An 18,036-nucleotide genomic window follows, 5' to 3' on the forward strand; every position below is an offset into this window, starting at 1 on the left:
CTTACTTCTCCGCTCCTGCTGCGGCAGGCGCAGCCTCGGCCTGTGCCCCACGGGGGGCACGGCGGCGGTCGCCGCGATCGCGCGACGGCTTCTGGGCCGCCTGCTCACGAGCGAGTTCCTTGTTGGTGAGGTCACCCTTGTAGATCCAGACCTTCACACCAATGCGGCCGAAGGTGGTCTTGGCCTCGTAGAAGCCGTAGTCGATGTTTGCGCGTAGCGTGTGCAGCGGCACACGACCTTCGCGGTAGAACTCCGAACGGCTCATCTCGGCGCCGCCGAGACGGCCGGAGACCTGGATCCGCACACCCTTGGCACCAGCGCGCTGTGCGCCTTGCAGGCCCTTGCGCATCGCGCGACGGAACGCCACACGTGCGGCGAGCTGCTCAGCAACACCCTGCGCAACCAACTGAGCGTCGGCTTCGGGGTTCTTCACCTCGAGGATGTTCAGCTGAATCTGCTTGCCAGTGAGCTTTTCGAGATCTGCGCGAATCCGCTCAGCCTCGGCGCCACGACGGCCGATCACGATGCCGGGGCGTGCCGAGTGGATGTCAACGCGCACGCGGTCACGGGTGCGCTCGATCTCCACACGGCTCACGCCAGCACGGTCAAGGGTCTTGGTCAGGTACTGACGGATGTGGATGTCCTCAGCGAGGTAATCCGCGTAACGCTGTCCCGGCTTCGTTGAATCCGAGAACCACCGCGACACGTGATCGGTAGTGATCCCGAGGCGGAAGCCGTAGGGATGAATCTTCTGGCCCATTATTTGGCTCCCTTCTTCGCGGCGGCGAGTTCATCAGCCGTCTGCAAGATGACGGTGATGTGGCTCGTGCGCTTATTGATGCGGAATGCACGACCCTGAGCGCGGGGGCGGAAACGCTTGAGCGTTGCACCCTCGTCAACGAACGCGCGAGCGATGACGAGTTCGTCTTCGTTCAGGCGCAAGTTCTCATTGTCGGCCTTAACTCGTGCGTTCGCGATGGCGGCTGCCACCAGCTTGAACACGGGCTCCGATGCTGCCTGCGGGGCGAACTTCAGGATGGCCAGGGCCTCCTGAGCGTTCTTGCCACGGATCAGGTCAACGACACGACGGGCCTTCTGGGGGGTAACGCGGATTTGACGCACACGTGCGATCGACTCCACCATTTCTCTTCCTCCTTCACGTCACCGCGCTAGCGGCGACGGCCCTTCTTGTCGTCCTTCACGTGACCGCGGAAGGTACGAGTCGGTGCAAATTCGCCCAACTTGTGACCCACCATGGTTTCGGTGACGAACACCGGGATGTGCTTACGACCGTCGTGCACCGCGATGGTGTGTCCCAGCATGGCTGGGATGATCATCGAACGGCGTGACCAGGTCTTGATTACATGTTTGGTACCGGCTTCGTTCTGAGTAACCACCTTGCTCAGCAGGTGGTTATCGACGAAGGGGCCCTTCTTGAGACTACGAGGCATCTTCTACTCTTTCCTACCTGCCGGCTAACGCTTCTTGCCAGCGTTGCGGCGACGAACGATGAGCTTGTCGCTTTCCTTGTTGGCTTTGCGCGTGCGGCCTTCTTTCTGGCCCCACGGGCTAACCGGGTGACGACCACCTGAGGTGCGGCCTTCGCCACCACCGTGCGGGTGATCCACCGGGTTCATGACGACGCCACGCACGGTCGGGCGAACGCCCTTCCAGCGCATACGGCCAGCCTTACCCCAGTTGATATTTGACTGCTCAGCGTTGCCAACCTCGCCGACGGTTGCGCGGCAGCGCACGTCAACGTTGCGGATCTCGCCCGAGGGGAGACGCAACTGGGCGTAGGGGCCATCCTTTGCGACGAGTCGCACCGAGGCACCAGCCGAACGAGCGAGCTTCGCGCCGCCACCGGGCTTCAACTCGATCGCGTGGATCACGGTACCGGTCGGGATGTTCTTCAACGGAAGGTTGTTGCCCGGCTTGATGTCGGCACCAGCCCCAGCCTCGACAATGTCGCCCTGCTTCAACTTGTTCGGCGCGATGATGTAACGCTTCGTGCCGTCGATGTAGTGCAGGAGCGCGATACGCGCGGTGCGGTTGGGGTCGTACTCAATGTGAGCGACCTTCGCGTTCACGCCGTCTTTATCGTGACGACGGAAGTCGATCACGCGGTACTGGCGCTTGTGGCCACCACCAATGTGCCGGGTCGTGATACGGCCTTGGTTGTTACGGCCACCGGTCTTTGACAGCGGACGCAGGAGGGACTTCTCGGGGGTCGAACGCGTGATCTCAGCGAAGTCAGCGACGCTTGATCCGCGACGACCCGGAGTCGTCGGCTTGTACTTACGAATTGCCATGATTATTCCTCTTCGCTTCCGAGCTACAGCGCAGCCGTGAAGATGTCGATGGTGCCCGACTTCAGGGTGACGATGGCACGCTTGGTGTCCTTGCGCTTGCCAGCGCCGAACTTGGTGCGACGGGTCTTGCCCTTGCGGTTCAGCGTGTTGATCTTGTCAACCTTCACGTTGAATACCTGCTCAATTGCGAGTTTGATCTCGGTCTTGCTTGCAGTGGGCTGGACCTCGAAGGTGTACTGACCGTTCGCATCGATCATCCCGTAGCTCTTCTCAGAGACAATCGGACGAATGATGACGTCGTGCGGCGACTTGTTCAGGCTCACTTCGCGGCCCCCTTCGCGGTGTCTTTGGCGGTGCGATCTGCCACGAAGGCATCGAAAGCGCCCTTGGTGAAGACGAGGTCATCACTGACGACCACGTCGTACGCGTTGAGCTGATCCCACGGCAGGATGTGCACGTTCGGGATGTTGCGCAGGCTCAGCGTGCTGAGCTCGTCATCGCGGTTGAGCACCACCAGAACGCGGCGACCCGGAGCGACTGCGGCAAGCACATCGCGTGCAGCCTTCGTGCTGGGCTTGTCGTCGATCCCGAAGGTGTCGATGATGTGCAGGCGTCCGCCGCGAGCGCGATCGGACAGCAAACCGCGAAGCGCGGCAGCAATCATCTTCTTCGGGGTGCGCTGCGAGTAATCGCGCGGCACCGGGCCGTGCACGATTCCGCCGCCACGGTGCTCAGGAGCACGAACCGAACCCTGACGAGCGCGGCCGGTGCCCTTCTGCTTGAACGGCTTCACACCAGATCCGCTGACTTCGCCGCGGTTCTTGGTCTTGTGGGTGCCCTGACGTGCAGCAGCGAGCTGAGCCGTGACGACCTGGTGGATGAGCGGGACATTGGTCTCGACGGCAAACAGAGTTTCGGGCAGGTCAACCGACCCAGCCTTCTTGCCCTGTACGTCGATGACCTCAAGCGTGGTTGCGGTAGCCATGTACTACGCCCCCTTTACAGCGTTGCGGACGAATACGAGACGGCCACGACCACCGGGAACAGCACCCTTGACGAGCAGCAGGCCCTTCTCGGCGTCGATTGCCTGGACGGTGAGGTTCTGCACGGTCACGCGATCGGTGCCCATGCGGCCAGCCATACGGTGACCCTTGAATACGCGACCCGGCGTGGCAGCGCCACCGATTGAGCCAGGCTTACGGTGGTTACGGTGCGCACCGTGCGAGGCGCTGACACCCTTGAAGTTGTGACGCTTCATGACACCAGCGAAGCCCTTGCCCTTCGAGGTACCGACGACGTCGATCTTCTGACCGGCTTCGAAGGTGGCGTCGAGCGTGAGCTCCTGGCCCAGCGCGTACTCCGCGGCATCAGCCGTGCGCACCTCGGTGAGGTGGCGGCGGGGTGTGACGCCAGCCTTCGCGAAGTGACCTGCACTCGGCTGGTTCACCTTGCGGGGATCAATCTGACCCGCGGCGATCTGCACGGCGCTGTAGCCGTCGACCTCGGGGGTACGAATCTGCGTGACCACGTTGGGGGACACCTCGATGACGGTGACGGGAACGACCTTGCCGTTCTCATCCCACACCTGGGTCATACCGAGCTTCATGCCCAGCAGGCCTTTGACGTTACGATTTACGTTCGACATTTCCGGCCCCCCCCCTACAGCTTGATCTCGATGTTGACATCGGCAGGCAGGTCGAGACGCATGAGTGAGTCAACGGCCTTGGGGGTGGGATCGATGATGTCGATCAGACGCTTGTGGGTGCGCTTCTCGAAGTGCTCCCGGCTGTCTTTGTACTTGTGAGGCGAACGGATCACAGCGATCACATTCTTCTCCGTGGGAAGGGGCACTGGGCCAATAACTGTGGCACCAGCACGGGTGACCGTGTCGACAATTTTGCGTGCCGAGTTGTCGATGACTTCGTGGTCATACGACTTCAGTCGGATGCGGATCTTCTGTCCCGCCATGTGACTCTCTCTTTCTGTGTGCGTCTTACCGTTCGCGCTCTCTCGAGCACGCCCAGCATTGGACGTCTTGCTATCAGTGCCCTGGCATCCGCGGAGGAATGCGCATTCGCTGTTCACCTGTCAAACGATCACGCAGCAGTACAGACCCGGCAAAGCCCGGTCTCACGAGTCTGGTGAGCGTGGCGTTCGCTACCCGCGGCCTAGTCAAAGAGTGGATCGCATTGCGTCCCACGACTATGCACAGCAGGGCAGTGATTCCCGCATCGCGGAAAGTACTGAACCTGTACATTCTGGCACGGATTCTGGTGTTGTGCAACCCGGGCGTGTCGCGATGCCAACGGCATCGCTGTCGCGATCATCTGGCGGGGAGGAGCCTCGGGAGTCTGAGGTACACCGCGAGGACAGCGAGGCCGGCAAGGAGGAGGCCGATCCACCAGATGGGCGGCACGAAAAACGAGGCGAGACCAAGCAGTGAGGCTAATGCGGTAAATCCGGCGGTCATGCCCGATGCCGTCACATGGCTGTAGCCCAGCTGCTGAATGCGCTGGTAGACGTGCTCCTTGTGCGGCTCATCCCATCTGTAGCCGGCCCGCATACGCTTCGCGAGGGTCACCCCAACGTCGCCGAAGTAGATAATCATGGGCCCGATGGTCGCGAGAATTGGAACGCCCGACATGAGGGCAGCAAAGCTCGTGACCGCGATCGCGCCACCAAGCAGGTAACTCCCGACATCACCGAGAAAGGCACCGGGCGGTGTGAGGTTCCACGGGAGAAACCCGAGGAACCCAGCGGCGAGCACGAGGCCAGCCGCAACGAGCCATCCCTGTTCGGAAATCAGGCCCGCCGACGCGAAGGTTGCCCCGGCGACTGCACCGTGAAGGCCGCTAATCCCGTTGAGTCCATCCATGAAGTTCGCGACGTTGATGAAGCTGGAGATGAAGAGCACGCCGTATAGAACGAGGAGGGCGCGCACCCAGATTGGGGTGCCCGCAATCCAGTACTCGGGGAATGTGCTGCCCACCCACACCAGCGCACCCATGGCCAACCCAGCGATCGCGAGGAGAAGCAAGCTGCGCACCGCCACGCTGAGCCCCTGAAGATCTTCAGCAAAACCAAGCAGTCCGGCAGCCAGCGATGTCGCCACCACCACGGCCAGGAGCGACCACCTCGATGCGTCGGCGGCGAGGAACCAGCCGAGAGCGACGAGGCCACCTATGAGCATCGCAAGCAGCACCGCGAGCCCCAGGCCGCGAAGAATTGGGCGCTCGTGCGAAGATCGCTCGGTCGGCACGTCCATGACACCGAGTTTCATGAGAAACGGCTTGATAACGAATGGCAAAGCGAGGCTGAGCCCCAACGTCACCAGGCCTGCGATCAGTGGGATCACTGAACCCGCTCCCCCGCTTCGTCTGTGAGATTGAGTCGGGCGACCCAACCAGCGTGATCGAGCACTTCAGGACTCATCGAACTCACGACTGCATGGGAGATCTTAGGGTGGAAGGGCCGCTCGTTGCCCTCTCCCGTTCCGGTGAGCTCCTCGTGCATCTTCTCACCGTGACGCAAGCCAGTGAAGACAATCTCGATCGGTTTACCCGATTGCGCGATCATACGGTTGGCCACGTCAAGGATGCGCACCGGCTCACCCATGTCGAGGATCAGCACCTCCCCGGGACGACCGATGCCGCCGGCCTGAATCACGAGCTGACAGGCTTCGGGAATCGTCATGAAGAACCGAGTGACATCGGGGTGTGTGACCGTCAGCGGCCCACCAGCGTCGATGAGTGCCCGGAAGGTGGGAAGCATCGAGCCGCGACTGCCGATCACATTGCCGAATCGCACCGATAGGTAGCGCTGGCCAGTCGATTCCGCCATCCACGCCGTGAGCTTCTCGGCGACACGCTTGGAATGGCCCAGCACGCTCGTTGGGTTCGCCGCCTTGTCGGTGGAAATGTTCACAAACGTGGTGACACCGACCGACTGTGCCGCACGGAGAACATTGAGCGTGCCCAGCACATTCGTCTTCCAAGCCTCGTCCGGGTACTGCTCGAGCATGGGGAGATGCTTGAGCGCCGCCGCATGGAAGACGACCTCGGGTTGCCGCTCGGCGAAGATGCGCATCAGCATCTCCGAATCACGGATGTCTGCGAGCACAACATCTCGGGTGTCAAGGAGACCGTGTCCGCTGATGGCGAGCTGCGTTGCCTGCAGTGACGTTTCGTCTCTATCGAGCAGGATCAGCTCCTTCGGAGCGAACCTCGCGAGTTGCCGGCACAGTTCCGAACCGATCGATCCTCCAGCGCCGGTGACGAGCACCGTGCGATCCTGCAGATACTGTGCGATCGATTCCGTTTCAAGTCGCACGGGGTGGCGACCGATCAGATCTTCGATCGACAATTCACGCACCTCGGCGATCGACGACTTATTATTGAGCAGCTGTTCAAGGGGCGGCAGCACCATGACCTTGAGACCGATCTTGTCGGCGGCCTCATCGATCTGGCGCATCAGCATGGCGTCTGCATCTCCGATGCAGACGATGAGCGCGGTTGCACGAGTCTCCATCGCCGCACGCTCGAGGTCGCGAAGACCGCCAAGCACGCGAACCCCGCGCACCTCCAGGTTTCGTTTGAGCGGATCCTCGTCGAGGAAGCCCACAGGCAGAGAAGAGGCCACGGGGTCTGTCAGGAGCCGTTTCGCGGTCTGATGTCCGAGGTAGCCGGCACCGTACAGGATCACGCGTTCCGCGCCCACGCCCGGCTTCATGCGCTGCTCCGCGGAGAGCCGCATCAGGTAACGCACGACCCCCATCATCGAAAACGCGATCGGAGCGGCAATGATCATGGTGCTGCGCGGGATCCCGTTACCATAGCCGACCAAGTAGGCGAATCCCCAGGCAAGCACCATCACACCGATGACATCGAAGACGAGGGCCCGTACCTCATCAAAGCTGCCTATCTCGTATCTGCTCCGATACAGCCAAGACAACCAACCCCATGCCAGTTGGAGCGCAACGGTCACTCCAATCAGCGCGAACGTCCACCCCCAGTGGATCCGCATGACGTTGAAGTCGAATCTCAACACGAGCGCCGCCAGGATGCCAATGGCCCACGCCGCGGCGTCGCACACAAAGATCAGCCCGTACAGGCGGGCGAAGTGCGAAATGCGAGCACTGGGTCGTTGAGGCACCAAATCTCCAGAAAATGAGGGTTGACTCGCCAGAGGGACAGTCACTGACAGGATACCGGCGCGAGCGCCGCCAATGCCGCATGTCGGCCGCGTGCCCGAGCAGTGCGGGATCTGGGCGACGTGTGCGGGGTGCAGGGTGCAGGGTGCAGCACAACCTGCCCTGTCAAAGTGCGGACGCAATTGCAATAATGAAGCATCGGTGCACACGCTCCGTGGCAAGTCCGCATCTGAGCGGAGAGGCGAGAGGACACACCATGGCAATCGAGGATCTCGGAAAGAAGGCCAGCGACTTCGCGAAGGAGAATTCTGCGAAGATCAACGACGCCCTGCAGAGCGAGCAGGCCGAGGGCATCAGCGACAAGCTGCTCGGAGGTGCCGCTGATCTCGCAAACAAGATCACCGGCGGGAAGCACGCAGAAAAAATCGAAGATGTGCGCGCGAACCTCGACGGCAAGATCGGGAATGAATAACCATTTGCCTACACGCAGGAACGGCCCCCGAGAATCCTCGGGGGCCGTTCCTGTACTCAGCGAGTGACTACTCGAGAACCTTGGTCACCGTGCCGGCGCCGACGGTGCGGCCACCCTCACGGATCGCGAAGCCGAGGCCCTCTTCCATAGCGATGGGCTGGATCAGCTGAACCACCATGTCGGTGGTGTCGCCGGGCATAACCATCGGCTTGTCTTCGGGAAGGGTGATGACACCGGTCACGTCAGTCGTACGGAAGTAGAACTGGGGACGATAGTTCGTCTCGAACGGGTTGTGACGGCCGCCCTCTTCCTTCTTGAGGATGTAGGCGGTGCCCTCGAACTTGGTGTGCGGGGTGATCGAACCGGGCTGCACGACAACCTGGCCACGCTCAACGTCTTCGCGCTTGGTGCCGCGAAGCAGCAGACCACAGTTCTCGCCGGCCCATGCCTCGTCGAGCTGCTTGTGGAACATCTCGATGCCGGTGACGGTGGTCTTCTGCGTCGGACGCAGACCCACGATCTCGACCTCGGAGTTGATCTTCAGCGTGCCACGCTCGGCGCGACCCGTCACCACGGTGCCACGACCGGTGATCGTGAAGACATCCTCAACGGGCATCAGGAACGGCTTGTCCTTGTCGCGTACGGGATCCGGGATCGACTCGTCAACGGCGTCCATGAGCTCAACGATTGCGTTGACCCACTTCTCTTCGCCCTGGAGAGCCTGATAGCCCGAAACGCGCACCACGGGAACGTCGTCTCCCGGGTAGCCCTGCTTGGAGAGTTCCTCGCGGACCTCCATCTCGACGAGCTCGAGGATTTCCTCATCGTCAACCTGGTCGCACTTGTTCAGTGCCACCATGAGGTAAGGAACGCCAACCTGCTTCGCGAGGAGGATGTGCTCCTTGGTCTGAGCCATCATGCCGTCGGTTGCGGCAACCACGAGGATCGCGCCATCCATCTGCGCAGCACCGGTGATCATGTTCTTGATGTAGTCAGCGTGGCCAGGTGCATCAACGTGAGCGTAGTGACGCTTCGGGGTCTCGTACTCAACGTGCGAGATGTTGATGGTGATGCCGCGCTGGCGCTCTTCCGGAGCCGAGTCGATCGTATCGAAGTCGCGCTGCACGTTAGTGGCTGACGGGTACTTGTCGGCAAGGGTCTTCGAGATCGCCGCGGTAAGAGTGGTCTTACCGTGGTCGACGTGACCGATCGTACCGATATTTACGTGCGGCTTGTTCCGCTCGAACTTGGCCTTCGCCACTGTGGTCCTCCTCAGGACGTAAAGTACCCTCTCCCTCCGACGGTTTCGGAGAGTTCGAGCACGGGGGGTGTGTTTCTATGTTACTTGCTCACGCCGCATGTTGCGACCTGAACTGCTCGGGGGGCGAAGCCCATGGGCTCTCCCCCCGAGCACGGGGGCACTGTTACGCGCCCTGAGCCTTCTGAACGATTTCTTCGGCCACAGCCTTCGGCACCTCAGCATAGGAGTCGAAGGTCATCGAGAACACCGCACGACCGCTGGTCTTCGACCGCAAGTCACCGATGTACCCGAACATTTCAGACAGCGGCACAAGCGCGCGAATGACCTTCACGCCACTTGCATCCTCCATCGCCTGAATCTGCCCACGACGGGAGTTCAAGTCGCCGATCACGTCGCCCATGTACTCCTCAGGAGTACGAACCTCGACGGCCATCATCGGCTCAAGGATAACCGGGCCAGCCTTACGGGCAGCCTCCTTGAATGCCATTGAGCCAGCGATCTTGAACGCCATCTCCGAAGAGTCGACATCGTGGTACTGGCCGTCGAGCAGGCTCGCCTTGACACCCACGACGGGGAAGCCGGCAAGAATGCCGTACTGCATCGCGTCTTGGATGCCTGCGTTGACCGACGGGATGTACTCGCGAGGAATGCGACCACCGGTCACCTTGTCCTCGAACTCGTAGACCTTTTCGGCATCTGCCGCGAGCGGCTCGATGGCGATCTGCACCTTCGCGAACTGGCCGGATCCACCGGTCTGCTTCTTGTGGGTGTAGTCGTGCTTCTCGACCGTCTTGCGGATGGTCTCGCGGTAGGCGACCTGGGGCTTGCCCACGTTGGCCTCAACCTTGAACTCGCGCTTCATGCGATCGACCAAGATGTCGAGGTGAAGCTCGCCCATACCGGCGATCACGGTCTGGCCGGTCTCGGGGTTCAGGCTGACACGGAAGGTGGGATCCTCTTCGGCAAGCTTCTGGATCGCGAGCGACAGCTTTTCCTGGTCACCCTTGGTCTTCGGCTCGATTGCCACCTCGATCACGGGCTCGGGGAAGGTCATCGATTCGAGAACGACCTGGTTGTTGGGATCCGACAGGGTGTCACCCGTGGTCGTGTCCTTCAGACCAATCACCGCGTAGATGTTGCCTGCGGTAACGCTCTCGACCGGGATCTCCTTGTTGGCGTGCATCTGGAAGATCTTGCCGATGCGCTCCTTCTTACCCTTGGTCGTGTTGACGACCTGGGCACCCGACTCCGCGTAACCGGAGTACACGCGCACGTAGGTCAGACGACCAAAGAAGGGGTGCACTGCGACCTTGAACGCAAGCGCAGAGAACGGCTCCTCTGACGAGGGGCGGCGTTCGATGACGATCGACTCGTCGCGGGGATCGTGTGCCTCGATCGCACCCACATCGAGCGGGTTCGGGAGGTAATCCACCACGGCGTCGAGCATCGGCTGGATGCCGCGGTTCTTGAAGGCGGAGCCGCAGAAGACCGGGTAGATCTCGCTGTTGACGACCATCTTGCGGATGCCCGCCTTCAGTTCGTCGATCGACAGCTCTTCTCCACCGAAGTACTTTTCAAGCATCGCGTCGTCGGTCTCGGCGACGGTCTCGACGAGCTTGGCGCGGTATTCCTCGGCCTTTTCCTGCAGGTCGGCCGGGATTTCCTGGGTTTCGTAGTTCGCACCCAGGGTGACATCACCCTTAGAGTCGCCCTCCCAGACGAAGGCCTTCATCGTGAGCAGGTCAACGACGCCGGTGAACTCCGACTCCGAACCGATGGGCAGCTGCATCACGAGCGGCCGTGCACCGAGTCGGTTGATGATGGTGTCGACCGTGAAGTAGAAGTCGGCGCCCATCTTGTCCATCTTGTTGACGAAGCAGATGCGGGGCACACCGTACTTGTCGGCCTGACGCCAGACGGTCTCCGACTGGGGCTCCACGCCCTCCTTGCCGTCGAACACCGCAACGGCACCATCGAGCACGCGAAGCGAGCGCTCCACCTCAACGGTGAAGTCAACGTGGCCGGGGGTGTCAATGATGTTGATCTGGTTCTTGTTCCAGAAGCAGGTCACCGCGGCGCTGGTGATCGTGATGCCGCGTTCCTTCTCCTGCTCCATCCAGTCGGTGGTCGAGGCGCCATCGTGGGTCTCGCCCAGCTTGTGGTTGACACCCGTGTAGAACAGGATGCGCTCGGTGGTGGTGGTCTTGCCAGCATCAATGTGGGCCATGATGCCGATGTTGCGGACCTTACTCAGGTCGGTGAGCACGTCTTGTGCCACAGGTGTCTCCTCCGCGTGGGGGTGAATGTGAAGATTGTGGATCGCGGCCGCTGGCGCGGCAGCTGGCCGGGTGGTGAATCGCTTGCGTGATCCACCACCACAGCCGCCTGGCTACCGGTGAAATACCAACGGTAGTGCGCGTCTTACCAGCGGTAGTGCGCGAATGCCCGGTTCGACTCGGCCATTTTGTGAGTGTCTTCACGACGCTTCACCGCGGCACCGAGGCCGTTGGATGCATCGAGAATTTCGTTGGTGAGACGCTCGGTCATGGTGTTCTCACGACGAGCCTTGGCGTAGCTGGTCAACCAGCGCAGTGCGAGTGTGTTCGCACGGTGCGGCTTGACCTCAACGGGCACCTGGTAGGTGCTGCCGCCAACACGACGCGAACGTACCTCAAGCGTGGGGCGGACGTTATCGAGCGCCTTCTTGAGAACGGTCACGGCATCCTGGCCGCTCTTCTCAGCAACGACCTCGAGTGCACCGTAGACGATGCGCTCTGCGAGGCCCTTCTTGCCGTCGAGAAGAATCTTGTTTACCAGCTGGCTGACGATGGGTGCGCCGTATACCGGATCGGCAACGACGGGACGCTTCGGAGCAGGACCTTTACGAGGCATTACTTCACCTTCTTTGCACCGTAGCGGCTACGAGCCTGCTGACGATCCTTGACCGCCTGCGTGTCAAGTGCGCCGCGCACGATCTTGTAACGAACACCGGGGAGATCTTTCACACGACCGCCGCGCACGAGCACCATCGAGTGCTCCTGCAGGTTGTGGCCCTCACCGGGGATGTAGGCCGTGACCTCGGTACCGTTCGAGAGCTTCACACGAGCGACCTTACGCATCGCCGAGTTGGGCTTCTTGGGTGTGGTGGTGTACACACGGGTACACACACCGCGCTGCTGTGGGTTCGCCTTGAGTGCGGGCGCCTTGGTCTTGGTGACCTTTGGCGACCGGCCCTTGCGAACCAGCTGCTGAATAGTAGGCACTGATTCTCCTAGTTGCTCCTGCACGGTGACAGGACTGCTTACATGAACAAGCATGCGCGGGCACTCACGTGCTCGCTAACCTGCTGCCGCTTGCGCGACCGGTGCAGGTATGCCGTGGGGGTATCGTTCGTTTCCGACGAGTTAACCCAGAAGGCGACTCCCCCGACCTCTCCTGCGCACGCACAGCAAAAAACGGTGGAACACACCAGCTACCAACTATACGCGTCGTTCCCTGAATTCCGCAATGCTTTCCTCGTGGATCGGGCCGCCTTCACCACACTCCCAGACAGGGCCCCTCGCCCACTCGCCCATCCCCCCACTCGATGGCAGATCCGCCGCCAACAGGCTCGCCGACTCAGAGACGTTTCTGCTGCAGTTTGACCTTCAACCTGCAACTTTGGTCGAGATCCTCCAAAAATCAGTGAAACTGCAGGTACTGGCCACAACCGTGACGCGGAAGTCACCCAGGCGACACTGCCGGCGAACATTCCTCAGGTCGCGAGCACGGGCCCGGCTGGCAAGGGTCTCGCGCGCTAGGCAAGCCCGCGAGATCATCTCGCGCGACTGCGCGGCTCACGGTGCAAGCCCAGCGCAATCGCCGCCTGTATGATCTCTTGGACCCGCGGCCACTCATTCATTATCTGCACGTAGCTGAACCGAAGCACGTGATAGCCGCGAAGGCGCAACTCGGCATCATGTCGGTTATCGATGTCTCGCTGAGCCCCGACATGGGTCCCGCCGTCGATCTGAACCACGAGCCGGCTCCCGAGAAGGAAGTCGACCCGATGACCACACAACCAAATCTGGGTTCGAAGCTCAACTTTGAGCCACCTCAATCGCGTACGAAAGATGGTCTCAAGACCTGAATCTGCGTACGGGGTGGACTCGGACAAAAGCTTGCGAGCCGCCGGACGCAAGGGCAACATCTCGAGACGTTCGACGTCGATCAGTCCCTTCCTCCGCGCAGAGTCCCATATCGTTAGGGCCGATTCATAGGGCTGACAGGCTGCCACATATCCGAGCACATTTTCTATCGGGTCAATGAGCGCCGAGGGATTTCTCGGAACCAACGGTCTGGACCAATGCGGCTCTTCGCATTTAAGAGTGTAGAAGTGCTCCGCGGTGTGGTGCCGTGGAGATGGGTCGAGGTCTCCCGATGATGGAAGTTCTGACGCTCCCCATCCGAAAGACCTCGACATGCACCACGCTACCTTCCAACCTGCCGATCTCACGACTTTCTGCCGACTTGATGAGCTCGGCCTGACCGCGGTCGGGCAAAGATTCGAGCCCGGCAGGGTCGTGCTGGACTGCCGCGTCATCGAGCCCGACCCGTGGTGTCGGCGGTGTGGCGCTGAGGGCGTGCTGCGCGATACCGTGACGCGGACCTTGGCGCATACCCCGTTCGGGCATCGTGCCACGACGCTCCAGATCCGGGTGCGCCGATACCGGTGTGATTGGTGCCGGAAGGTATGGCGTGAAGACACCAGCATGGTCGCGCCGGAACGGGCGAAAATCACCCGGGCAGGGCTGCGCTTCGCGCTCGAAGCGGTCGTGATCGATCACCTCACCGTGTCGCGCACGGCCGCGAATCTCGGGGTGTCTTGGCACACCGCGAACACCGCGATCCTGGCCGAGGGTCACCGGGCGCTGATCAGCGACCCGGCCCGGTTTGACAGGGTCACGGTGATCGGTGTTGATGAGCATGTGTGGCGGCACACCCGCTACGGAGACAAATACGTCACCGTGCTCATCGATCTCACCCCGGTACGTGAGAAACGCGGCCCGGCCAGGCTCCTCGACATGGTGCCGGGTCGCTCGAAGCAGGTGTTCAGTCGCTGGCTGAGTGAGCGCACACAAGCTTGGCGTGACGGGATCGAGGTCGTCGCGATGGACGGGTTCACCGGGTTCAAGACCGCATCGAAAGAGCACCTCCCTGATGCCGTCGAGGTGATGGACCCGTTCCATGTTGTCCAGCTCGCCGGTGACATGCTCGACCGCACCAGGCAGCGGGTGCAACAGGAAACCCTTGGGCATCGGGGCCGCGCGAAAGACCCGCTCTACGGGGTGCGGCGGGTCCTCAGAACCGGGGAGGCGTTCCTCACCGTAAAGCAGCAAGCGAGGCTTGATGCGGTGTTCGCTGACCCCCGTCATGGGGATGTGTGGCGGGCATGGCGCGTGTACCAGCAAGTCGTCGCCGCGTACCGGGAGAAGCTCGCAGGTCTCGGCCGGAAGCGGTTACGGGAAATCATCGACACGGTGAAACAGACCACGCCGGCCAGGTTCACCGAGCTCCGGAAACTCGCGTACACGCTCGACCGGCGAAGGGTGGACATCCTCGCGTATTTCGATCACCCGAGGACATCGAACGGACCAACCGAAGCGATCAACGGCAGGCTCGAGCACCTCCGCGGGTCCGCGCTGGGGTTTAGGAACCTCACGAACTACATCGCCCGGTCGCTCCTTGAGGCTGGCGGGTTCAGACCGTATCTACACTCACAAATGCGATGAGCCACCAATGCGCAACGCCTTGCTTCAACTCAGGATGATCACCTCGCCCCGGAATCGCGACATGCAGATCTGAATCCTCGATGACCCACAGCCCCATTCGCTTCGCCTGAGTCACGCACGTCAGGACAACCCCGTGGGCGACGGCGAACATGAGTGCTGGATCGATTCCTGGTATCGCCACCCAGCCCCGTCGAGGCCTCGTGACGATACCTGCCGCCGCCGCGTTGCGCAGCCTCGCTGCAGTGTGGCCCAATTCCCCAAGCGCTCGGGTCGTGGCGACTCCGCCGAGACGCTGGAGATCCAGTTCAATACTCATTTGCCCAGTCTGCGGCGCGCGGATGTCACGATTCGGGCATCCAGAGCATCTGTGGATAACCTGTCGCGAGTTCTGCCTGGGAGCGCGAATTCGCGCCGATAGTAAGTTGTGGGAGATTCGATGGTCAAGATTTCGGATTTCCGGCGCCCGCAACTGACCTACCTATCTACAGGTTCAATACACATCTCGCGCCCTATCGACAGAAGAGCCAAGCCGTCTCGAGCCGAACCGACTCAGTGGTTCAGTTACGCGGGCACGCAAGCTCGCAGGTGTAAACCTAGAACCTGCAGAATAAGTCCCACCCTGCAGACTGGAGCAGAATACACCGATCGGGGGTCAAATCGCCGGTTGTACATGTGCAGGGGTCTGTCCCACTCACGATGGCGGATCCACGCCGCCGCAGGGAAGAGCTACTACTGGGGCGGCTCGAGGTGGCGCGAGAGTTCCTCCAGCATGGCCTGGATCTGCGGCTCCACGAAGCGCTCAATCGCTGCCTGTACCCGCGGACGGTGCGCCGCAAGGGCGAAACACACCCGTTGACCGGCATCGTGGGCGCACTGATCCGCCAACTCAATCTCGGTGCGCAGCCTGCGCTTCTCTTCCGGAGTGAGGGGTGGCCTGGGCAACACGGGCTCGGGCTTCGCCTGTTCGGCGAGGCCGGCGAGCGTGAAGAGGAAAGGTTGGCCGTCTTCCGGCTCTGGGTCAAGATCGAGCCCGTCAAATTCTGGCGGAAGCCCCTCGCTGGGGTTGAAACCTCCCGCATCCCAGAGGGCGTCGCCGGTGAGTTCGGCGTGCAGGCCAGGCAGTTGGCGCTCGGTGAACTCATCCACTGCGCGATCCACAATGCGCTGCATGCGGCTCGTCAGCGCGTGCGCGACCTGGTGCGGGACGTCGCCCGCGATGCCCGCCGCGGCCAGAACTGGTGATCCGGTGCATCGCCGACACATGCGCACCCGCCCCCGATGGGTACCCGGCTTCCAGCTGGGCAGCCAACGCAGCCAGGCGTCTACGGCTGCGTCGACGCGATCCTCGATAACGTCCGACACCTGTCTATTCTCCCCGAGCATCGTCGTCGTCTTCGGGTCCACCTGCCGATTCGGCTCCAGTCTCACCGCGACGTTCCCACGGCCACTGCGGAGGGGGCCTGTCGGTGAAGACGCGGCGCGCGAGCACGGCCCAAAACAGGAAGGAACCGAGCGCGAACATGACCGGAAGGGTCGCCGCGTACGGACTCAACCAGGTGTCTTCAATTGTGAGGCCCGCGAGGAGCCCGCCGAGACACCAGATGAGATACGCACCAACTGCCAGCACGAGGGTATGACCCCAGGGCGGCGTGCGGAGCCCGCGTAGCAGCTGAACAGCCTGCAACCAGAGCCCCCAAGCGAGCATTCCGAGCGCGACCGCGATGATCACCGGACCGGCGGCCGAGACGACACCAGGTGTCTGCACCGGCTCCCGATCGGAGAACAGGGCGATCAGCCCCCAGACCGCAACGACCAAGGCCAAGACCACCATGACGGTCGCGAGTATCAAGCCCCCGACGTAGCCCCGGGTGACGCCGCGTCGGGAGCTTTCCGTCACAGTGCCTTCGCCTGCACCTCGGCCAGGGCATCCTCGTACTCGGCGACGGCAGCCGCGTTCTTGCGCGCCACCTTGCGTCCGCGTGAGCCGATCCACGCGCCAAACCAGACGGTGACCTCGCGCGCGATGATGCCAGCGACGAGTGCGACAACGAGTGCACCCAAGCTCAGCCGAGCCGCCAGGAGGTCACTGACCGAGCTACGGAATTCCTCTCCGGTATCGATGACGGTGCCGAGGAACGCAACCCCGAACACGAGCACGCCCACCGGAAATCCGCCGATGACATAGGCCCACCATCCGGCGCGACCGGAGATGAGGACAACCAACGCCAGGCCGACGAAGAAGGCCGCAACTGAGCCCAAGTAGCTCCACGAGAGCAAGGCTGGCAGCAGCCCCTCGGTGAGGAACGTCGAAGGTGGGTATGACGGTGCAACAATCAGCGCGATGATGCCCGCGAACACCAACGCGAATCCGACCGTCGCGAGAAGGGCGATCAGGATGCCTGCGCCTCGATTCCCCTTAATCTCAGGCGGCATCGGGGTCTGCATGTACAGCGCGGCCATCGGGTGATCGGCACTGATGCGGATCTCCCCGTCGCGTGCCGGGCCGAGGCCCGCAGCAGCGGGAGCCGGGGCCGCACCAGGTGTTGTTCCGGTGGACGCGCCAGCTGCCGCACTGGCGGCTGCGGGCACCACTGGAGTGACCGAATCGGCCTCGAGTCGCTGAGCAAGACCCGAACCCTGAGTTGTGGGTGCCGCGGATGCAGCAGCCACAGACTGCGACTCGTGCGTCGGCCGCGAAGATCCGCCGTGCGGGGGCTGAGCTGCAAAAATCTCGCTTGCGGTCGGCCCGGGCGCTGCGCTCGGCTGCTCGACCACCGGCGCGATAATCGGGCGCTCGATCGTGTCGTCAATGACCGCGGGCTCGCCGGTTCCCGACCCTGACGACACAGGACCCTGGGGATCGACCGGGTCTGCAGCAGCGCTCTCGGTGGCGCGTTCAACGGCAGCCTGCACCTCGGTGCCGGACGGCTCATTCTCTTCGACGGGTGCCCCCGCCGTCTGCGTCTCGCGCTCTTCGCTCATGGCCTCACCTCTCGTCGCGACCCGGCCCGCATTGCATCACGTCACAACACATACCGGTTTGCCGCAAGAGTACAAGCGGGCGATGAAGT

Annotated in this window: 21 protein-coding genes; 2 read left to right on the forward strand and 19 right to left on the reverse strand. The window is 62.1% G+C overall.

From position 1 onward, the window contains the following. Nucleotide 1: 1 nt before the first annotated feature. From rpsC to ACTNFK_RS10015, 10 genes are all read right to left on the reverse strand, one after another. Entirely contained in the window at nt 2-760 is a 759-nt protein-coding gene (rpsC, locus tag ACTNFK_RS09970) for a 30S ribosomal protein S3 (protein WP_433646806.1), read from the reverse strand. After that, nucleotides 760-1,143 (reverse strand): 50S ribosomal protein L22, encoded by a 384-nt coding sequence (gene rplV, locus ACTNFK_RS09975; RefSeq protein ID WP_433646805.1) that lies wholly within the window; start codon nt 1,141-1,143, stop codon nt 760-762. Before rplV ends, rpsC begins: the two co-directional genes overlap by 1 nt. 26 nt (nt 1,144-1,169) lie before the next feature. Continuing rightward, complete coding sequence (gene rpsS / locus ACTNFK_RS09980; RefSeq protein WP_433646804.1) at nt 1,170-1,451, reverse strand: 30S ribosomal protein S19; 282 nt, start codon at nt 1,449-1,451, stop codon at nt 1,170-1,172. A gap of 24 nt (nt 1,452-1,475) precedes the next feature. Next, nucleotides 1,476-2,312, reverse strand: coding sequence for a 50S ribosomal protein L2 (gene rplB, locus ACTNFK_RS09985; RefSeq protein WP_433646803.1), 837 nt, complete (start codon nt 2,310-2,312; stop codon nt 1,476-1,478). A 23-nt stretch (nt 2,313-2,335) separates the two neighbouring features. After that, on the reverse strand, nt 2,336-2,635 hold the full coding sequence (rplW, locus tag ACTNFK_RS09990) for a 50S ribosomal protein L23 (RefSeq protein WP_433646802.1): 300 nt from the start codon (nt 2,633-2,635) through the stop codon (nt 2,336-2,338). Then, nucleotides 2,632-3,297 (reverse strand): 50S ribosomal protein L4, encoded by a 666-nt coding sequence (gene rplD, locus ACTNFK_RS09995; RefSeq protein WP_433646801.1) that lies wholly within the window; start codon nt 3,295-3,297, stop codon nt 2,632-2,634. The genes rplW and rplD overlap by 4 nt, the downstream gene beginning before the upstream one ends. 3 nt (nt 3,298-3,300) lie before the next feature. After that, nucleotides 3,301-3,957, reverse strand: a complete 657-nt coding sequence (rplC, locus tag ACTNFK_RS10000) for a 50S ribosomal protein L3 (RefSeq protein ID WP_433646800.1) — start codon at nt 3,955-3,957, stop codon at nt 3,301-3,303. Nucleotides 3,958-3,971: 14 nt separating this feature from the next. Further along, the gene (gene rpsJ / locus ACTNFK_RS10005) at nt 3,972-4,280 is read right to left on the reverse strand and encodes a 30S ribosomal protein S10 (RefSeq protein ID WP_433646799.1); all 309 of its coding nucleotides are present in this window, start codon (nt 4,278-4,280) and stop codon (nt 3,972-3,974) included. 355 nt (nt 4,281-4,635) lie between these two features. Further along, nucleotides 4,636-5,667 (reverse strand): MraY family glycosyltransferase, encoded by a 1,032-nt coding sequence (locus tag ACTNFK_RS10010; protein ID WP_435936998.1) that lies wholly within the window; start codon nt 5,665-5,667, stop codon nt 4,636-4,638. Further along, nucleotides 5,664-7,463 carry a polysaccharide biosynthesis protein gene (locus ACTNFK_RS10015; protein WP_433646797.1) on the reverse strand — a complete coding sequence of 600 codons (1,800 nt, stop codon included), beginning with the start codon at nt 7,461-7,463 and terminating at the stop codon, nt 5,664-5,666. The genes ACTNFK_RS10010 and ACTNFK_RS10015 overlap by 4 nt, the downstream gene beginning before the upstream one ends. Nucleotides 7,464-7,717: 254 nt before the next feature. On the opposite strand from ACTNFK_RS10015, the gene ACTNFK_RS10020 reads away from it, so the two are divergent. Then, nucleotides 7,718-7,933: an antitoxin gene (locus ACTNFK_RS10020; RefSeq protein ID WP_433646796.1), complete on the forward strand. Its 216-nt coding sequence runs from the start codon at nt 7,718-7,720 to the stop codon at nt 7,931-7,933. A gap of 67 nt (nt 7,934-8,000) precedes the next feature. On the opposite strand, the gene tuf is transcribed toward ACTNFK_RS10020, so the two are convergent. From tuf to ACTNFK_RS10045, 5 genes are all read right to left on the reverse strand, one after another. Then, nucleotides 8,001-9,194 (reverse strand): elongation factor Tu, encoded by a 1,194-nt coding sequence (gene tuf / locus ACTNFK_RS10025; protein WP_433646795.1) that lies wholly within the window; start codon nt 9,192-9,194, stop codon nt 8,001-8,003. 163 nt (nt 9,195-9,357) lie between these two features. After that, entirely contained in the window at nt 9,358-11,472 is a 2,115-nt protein-coding gene (fusA, locus tag ACTNFK_RS10030; RefSeq protein ID WP_433646950.1) for an elongation factor G, read from the reverse strand. Nucleotides 11,473-11,615: 143 nt separating this feature from the next. Beyond that, on the reverse strand, nt 11,616-12,086 hold the full coding sequence (gene rpsG / locus ACTNFK_RS10035) for a 30S ribosomal protein S7 (RefSeq protein WP_433647801.1): 471 nt from the start codon (nt 12,084-12,086) through the stop codon (nt 11,616-11,618). Then, nucleotides 12,086-12,457: a 30S ribosomal protein S12 gene (rpsL, locus tag ACTNFK_RS10040; RefSeq protein WP_282726384.1), complete on the reverse strand. Its 372-nt coding sequence runs from the start codon at nt 12,455-12,457 to the stop codon at nt 12,086-12,088. The genes rpsG and rpsL overlap by 1 nt, the downstream gene beginning before the upstream one ends. A gap of 551 nt (nt 12,458-13,008) precedes the next feature. Further along, on the reverse strand, nt 13,009-13,656 hold the full coding sequence (locus ACTNFK_RS10045; protein WP_435936999.1) for an endonuclease domain-containing protein: 648 nt from the start codon (nt 13,654-13,656) through the stop codon (nt 13,009-13,011). Here ACTNFK_RS10045 and ACTNFK_RS10050 point away from each other — a divergent pair. Further along, entirely contained in the window at nt 13,655-14,965 is a 1,311-nt protein-coding gene (locus tag ACTNFK_RS10050) for an ISL3 family transposase (RefSeq protein ID WP_435936741.1), read from the forward strand. The genes ACTNFK_RS10045 and ACTNFK_RS10050 overlap by 2 nt on opposite strands. Here the strand turns inward: ACTNFK_RS10050 and ACTNFK_RS10055 are convergent. The 4 genes from ACTNFK_RS10055 to ACTNFK_RS10070 all read right to left on the reverse strand — a co-directional run bounded on the left by ACTNFK_RS10055 (nt 14,934) and on the right by ACTNFK_RS10070 (nt 17,947). Further along, nucleotides 14,934-15,281, reverse strand: coding sequence for a hypothetical protein (locus ACTNFK_RS10055; RefSeq protein ID WP_435937452.1), 348 nt, complete (start codon nt 15,279-15,281; stop codon nt 14,934-14,936). The two genes, ACTNFK_RS10050 and ACTNFK_RS10055, sit on opposite strands and share 32 nt — an antisense overlap. Nucleotides 15,282-15,694: 413 nt before the next feature. Further along, entirely contained in the window at nt 15,695-16,327 is a 633-nt protein-coding gene (locus tag ACTNFK_RS10060; protein WP_435937451.1) for a spermidine/putrescine ABC transporter substrate-binding protein, read from the reverse strand. A gap of 4 nt (nt 16,328-16,331) precedes the next feature. After that, entirely contained in the window at nt 16,332-16,862 is a 531-nt protein-coding gene (locus ACTNFK_RS10065; RefSeq protein ID WP_435937450.1) for a DUF6121 family protein, read from the reverse strand. Then, on the reverse strand, nt 16,859-17,947 hold the full coding sequence (locus tag ACTNFK_RS10070) for a hypothetical protein (RefSeq protein WP_435937449.1): 1,089 nt from the start codon (nt 17,945-17,947) through the stop codon (nt 16,859-16,861). Before ACTNFK_RS10070 ends, ACTNFK_RS10065 begins: the two co-directional genes overlap by 4 nt. Nucleotides 17,948-18,036: the final 89 nt, after the last annotated feature.

Source organism: Leucobacter fengyongliangi (assembly GCF_052386045.1).

Coding starts and splice junctions, on each gene's coding strand:
- rpsC (WP_433646806.1), bottom strand. CDS start 760: ATGGGCCAGAAGATTCATCCCTACGGCTTCCGCCTCGGGATCACTACC.
- rplV (WP_433646805.1), bottom strand. CDS start 1,143: ATGGTGGAGTCGATCGCACGTGTGCGTCAAATCCGCGTTACCCCCCAG.
- rpsS (WP_433646804.1), bottom strand. CDS start 1,451: ATGCCTCGTAGTCTCAAGAAGGGCCCCTTCGTCGATAACCACCTGCTG.
- rplB (WP_433646803.1), bottom strand. CDS start 2,312: ATGGCAATTCGTAAGTACAAGCCGACGACTCCGGGTCGTCGCGGATCA.
- rplD (WP_433646801.1), bottom strand. CDS start 3,297: ATGGCTACCGCAACCACGCTTGAGGTCATCGACGTACAGGGCAAGAAG.
- rplC (WP_433646800.1), bottom strand. CDS start 3,957: ATGTCGAACGTAAATCGTAACGTCAAAGGCCTGCTGGGCATGAAGCTC.
- rpsJ (WP_433646799.1), bottom strand. CDS start 4,280: ATGGCGGGACAGAAGATCCGCATCCGACTGAAGTCGTATGACCACGAA.
- ACTNFK_RS10020 (WP_433646796.1), top strand. CDS start 7,718: ATGGCAATCGAGGATCTCGGAAAGAAGGCCAGCGACTTCGCGAAGGAG.
- rpsG (WP_433647801.1), bottom strand. CDS start 12,086: ATGCCTCGTAAAGGTCCTGCTCCGAAGCGTCCCGTCGTTGCCGATCCG.
- ACTNFK_RS10050 (WP_435936741.1), top strand. CDS start 13,655: ATGCACCACGCTACCTTCCAACCTGCCGATCTCACGACTTTCTGCCGA.
- ACTNFK_RS10045 (WP_435936999.1), bottom strand. CDS start 13,656: ATGTCGAGGTCTTTCGGATGGGGAGCGTCAGAACTTCCATCATCGGGA.
- ACTNFK_RS10055 (WP_435937452.1), bottom strand. CDS start 15,281: ATGAGTATTGAACTGGATCTCCAGCGTCTCGGCGGAGTCGCCACGACC.
- ACTNFK_RS10070 (WP_435937449.1), bottom strand. CDS start 17,947: ATGAGCGAAGAGCGCGAGACGCAGACGGCGGGGGCACCCGTCGAAGAG.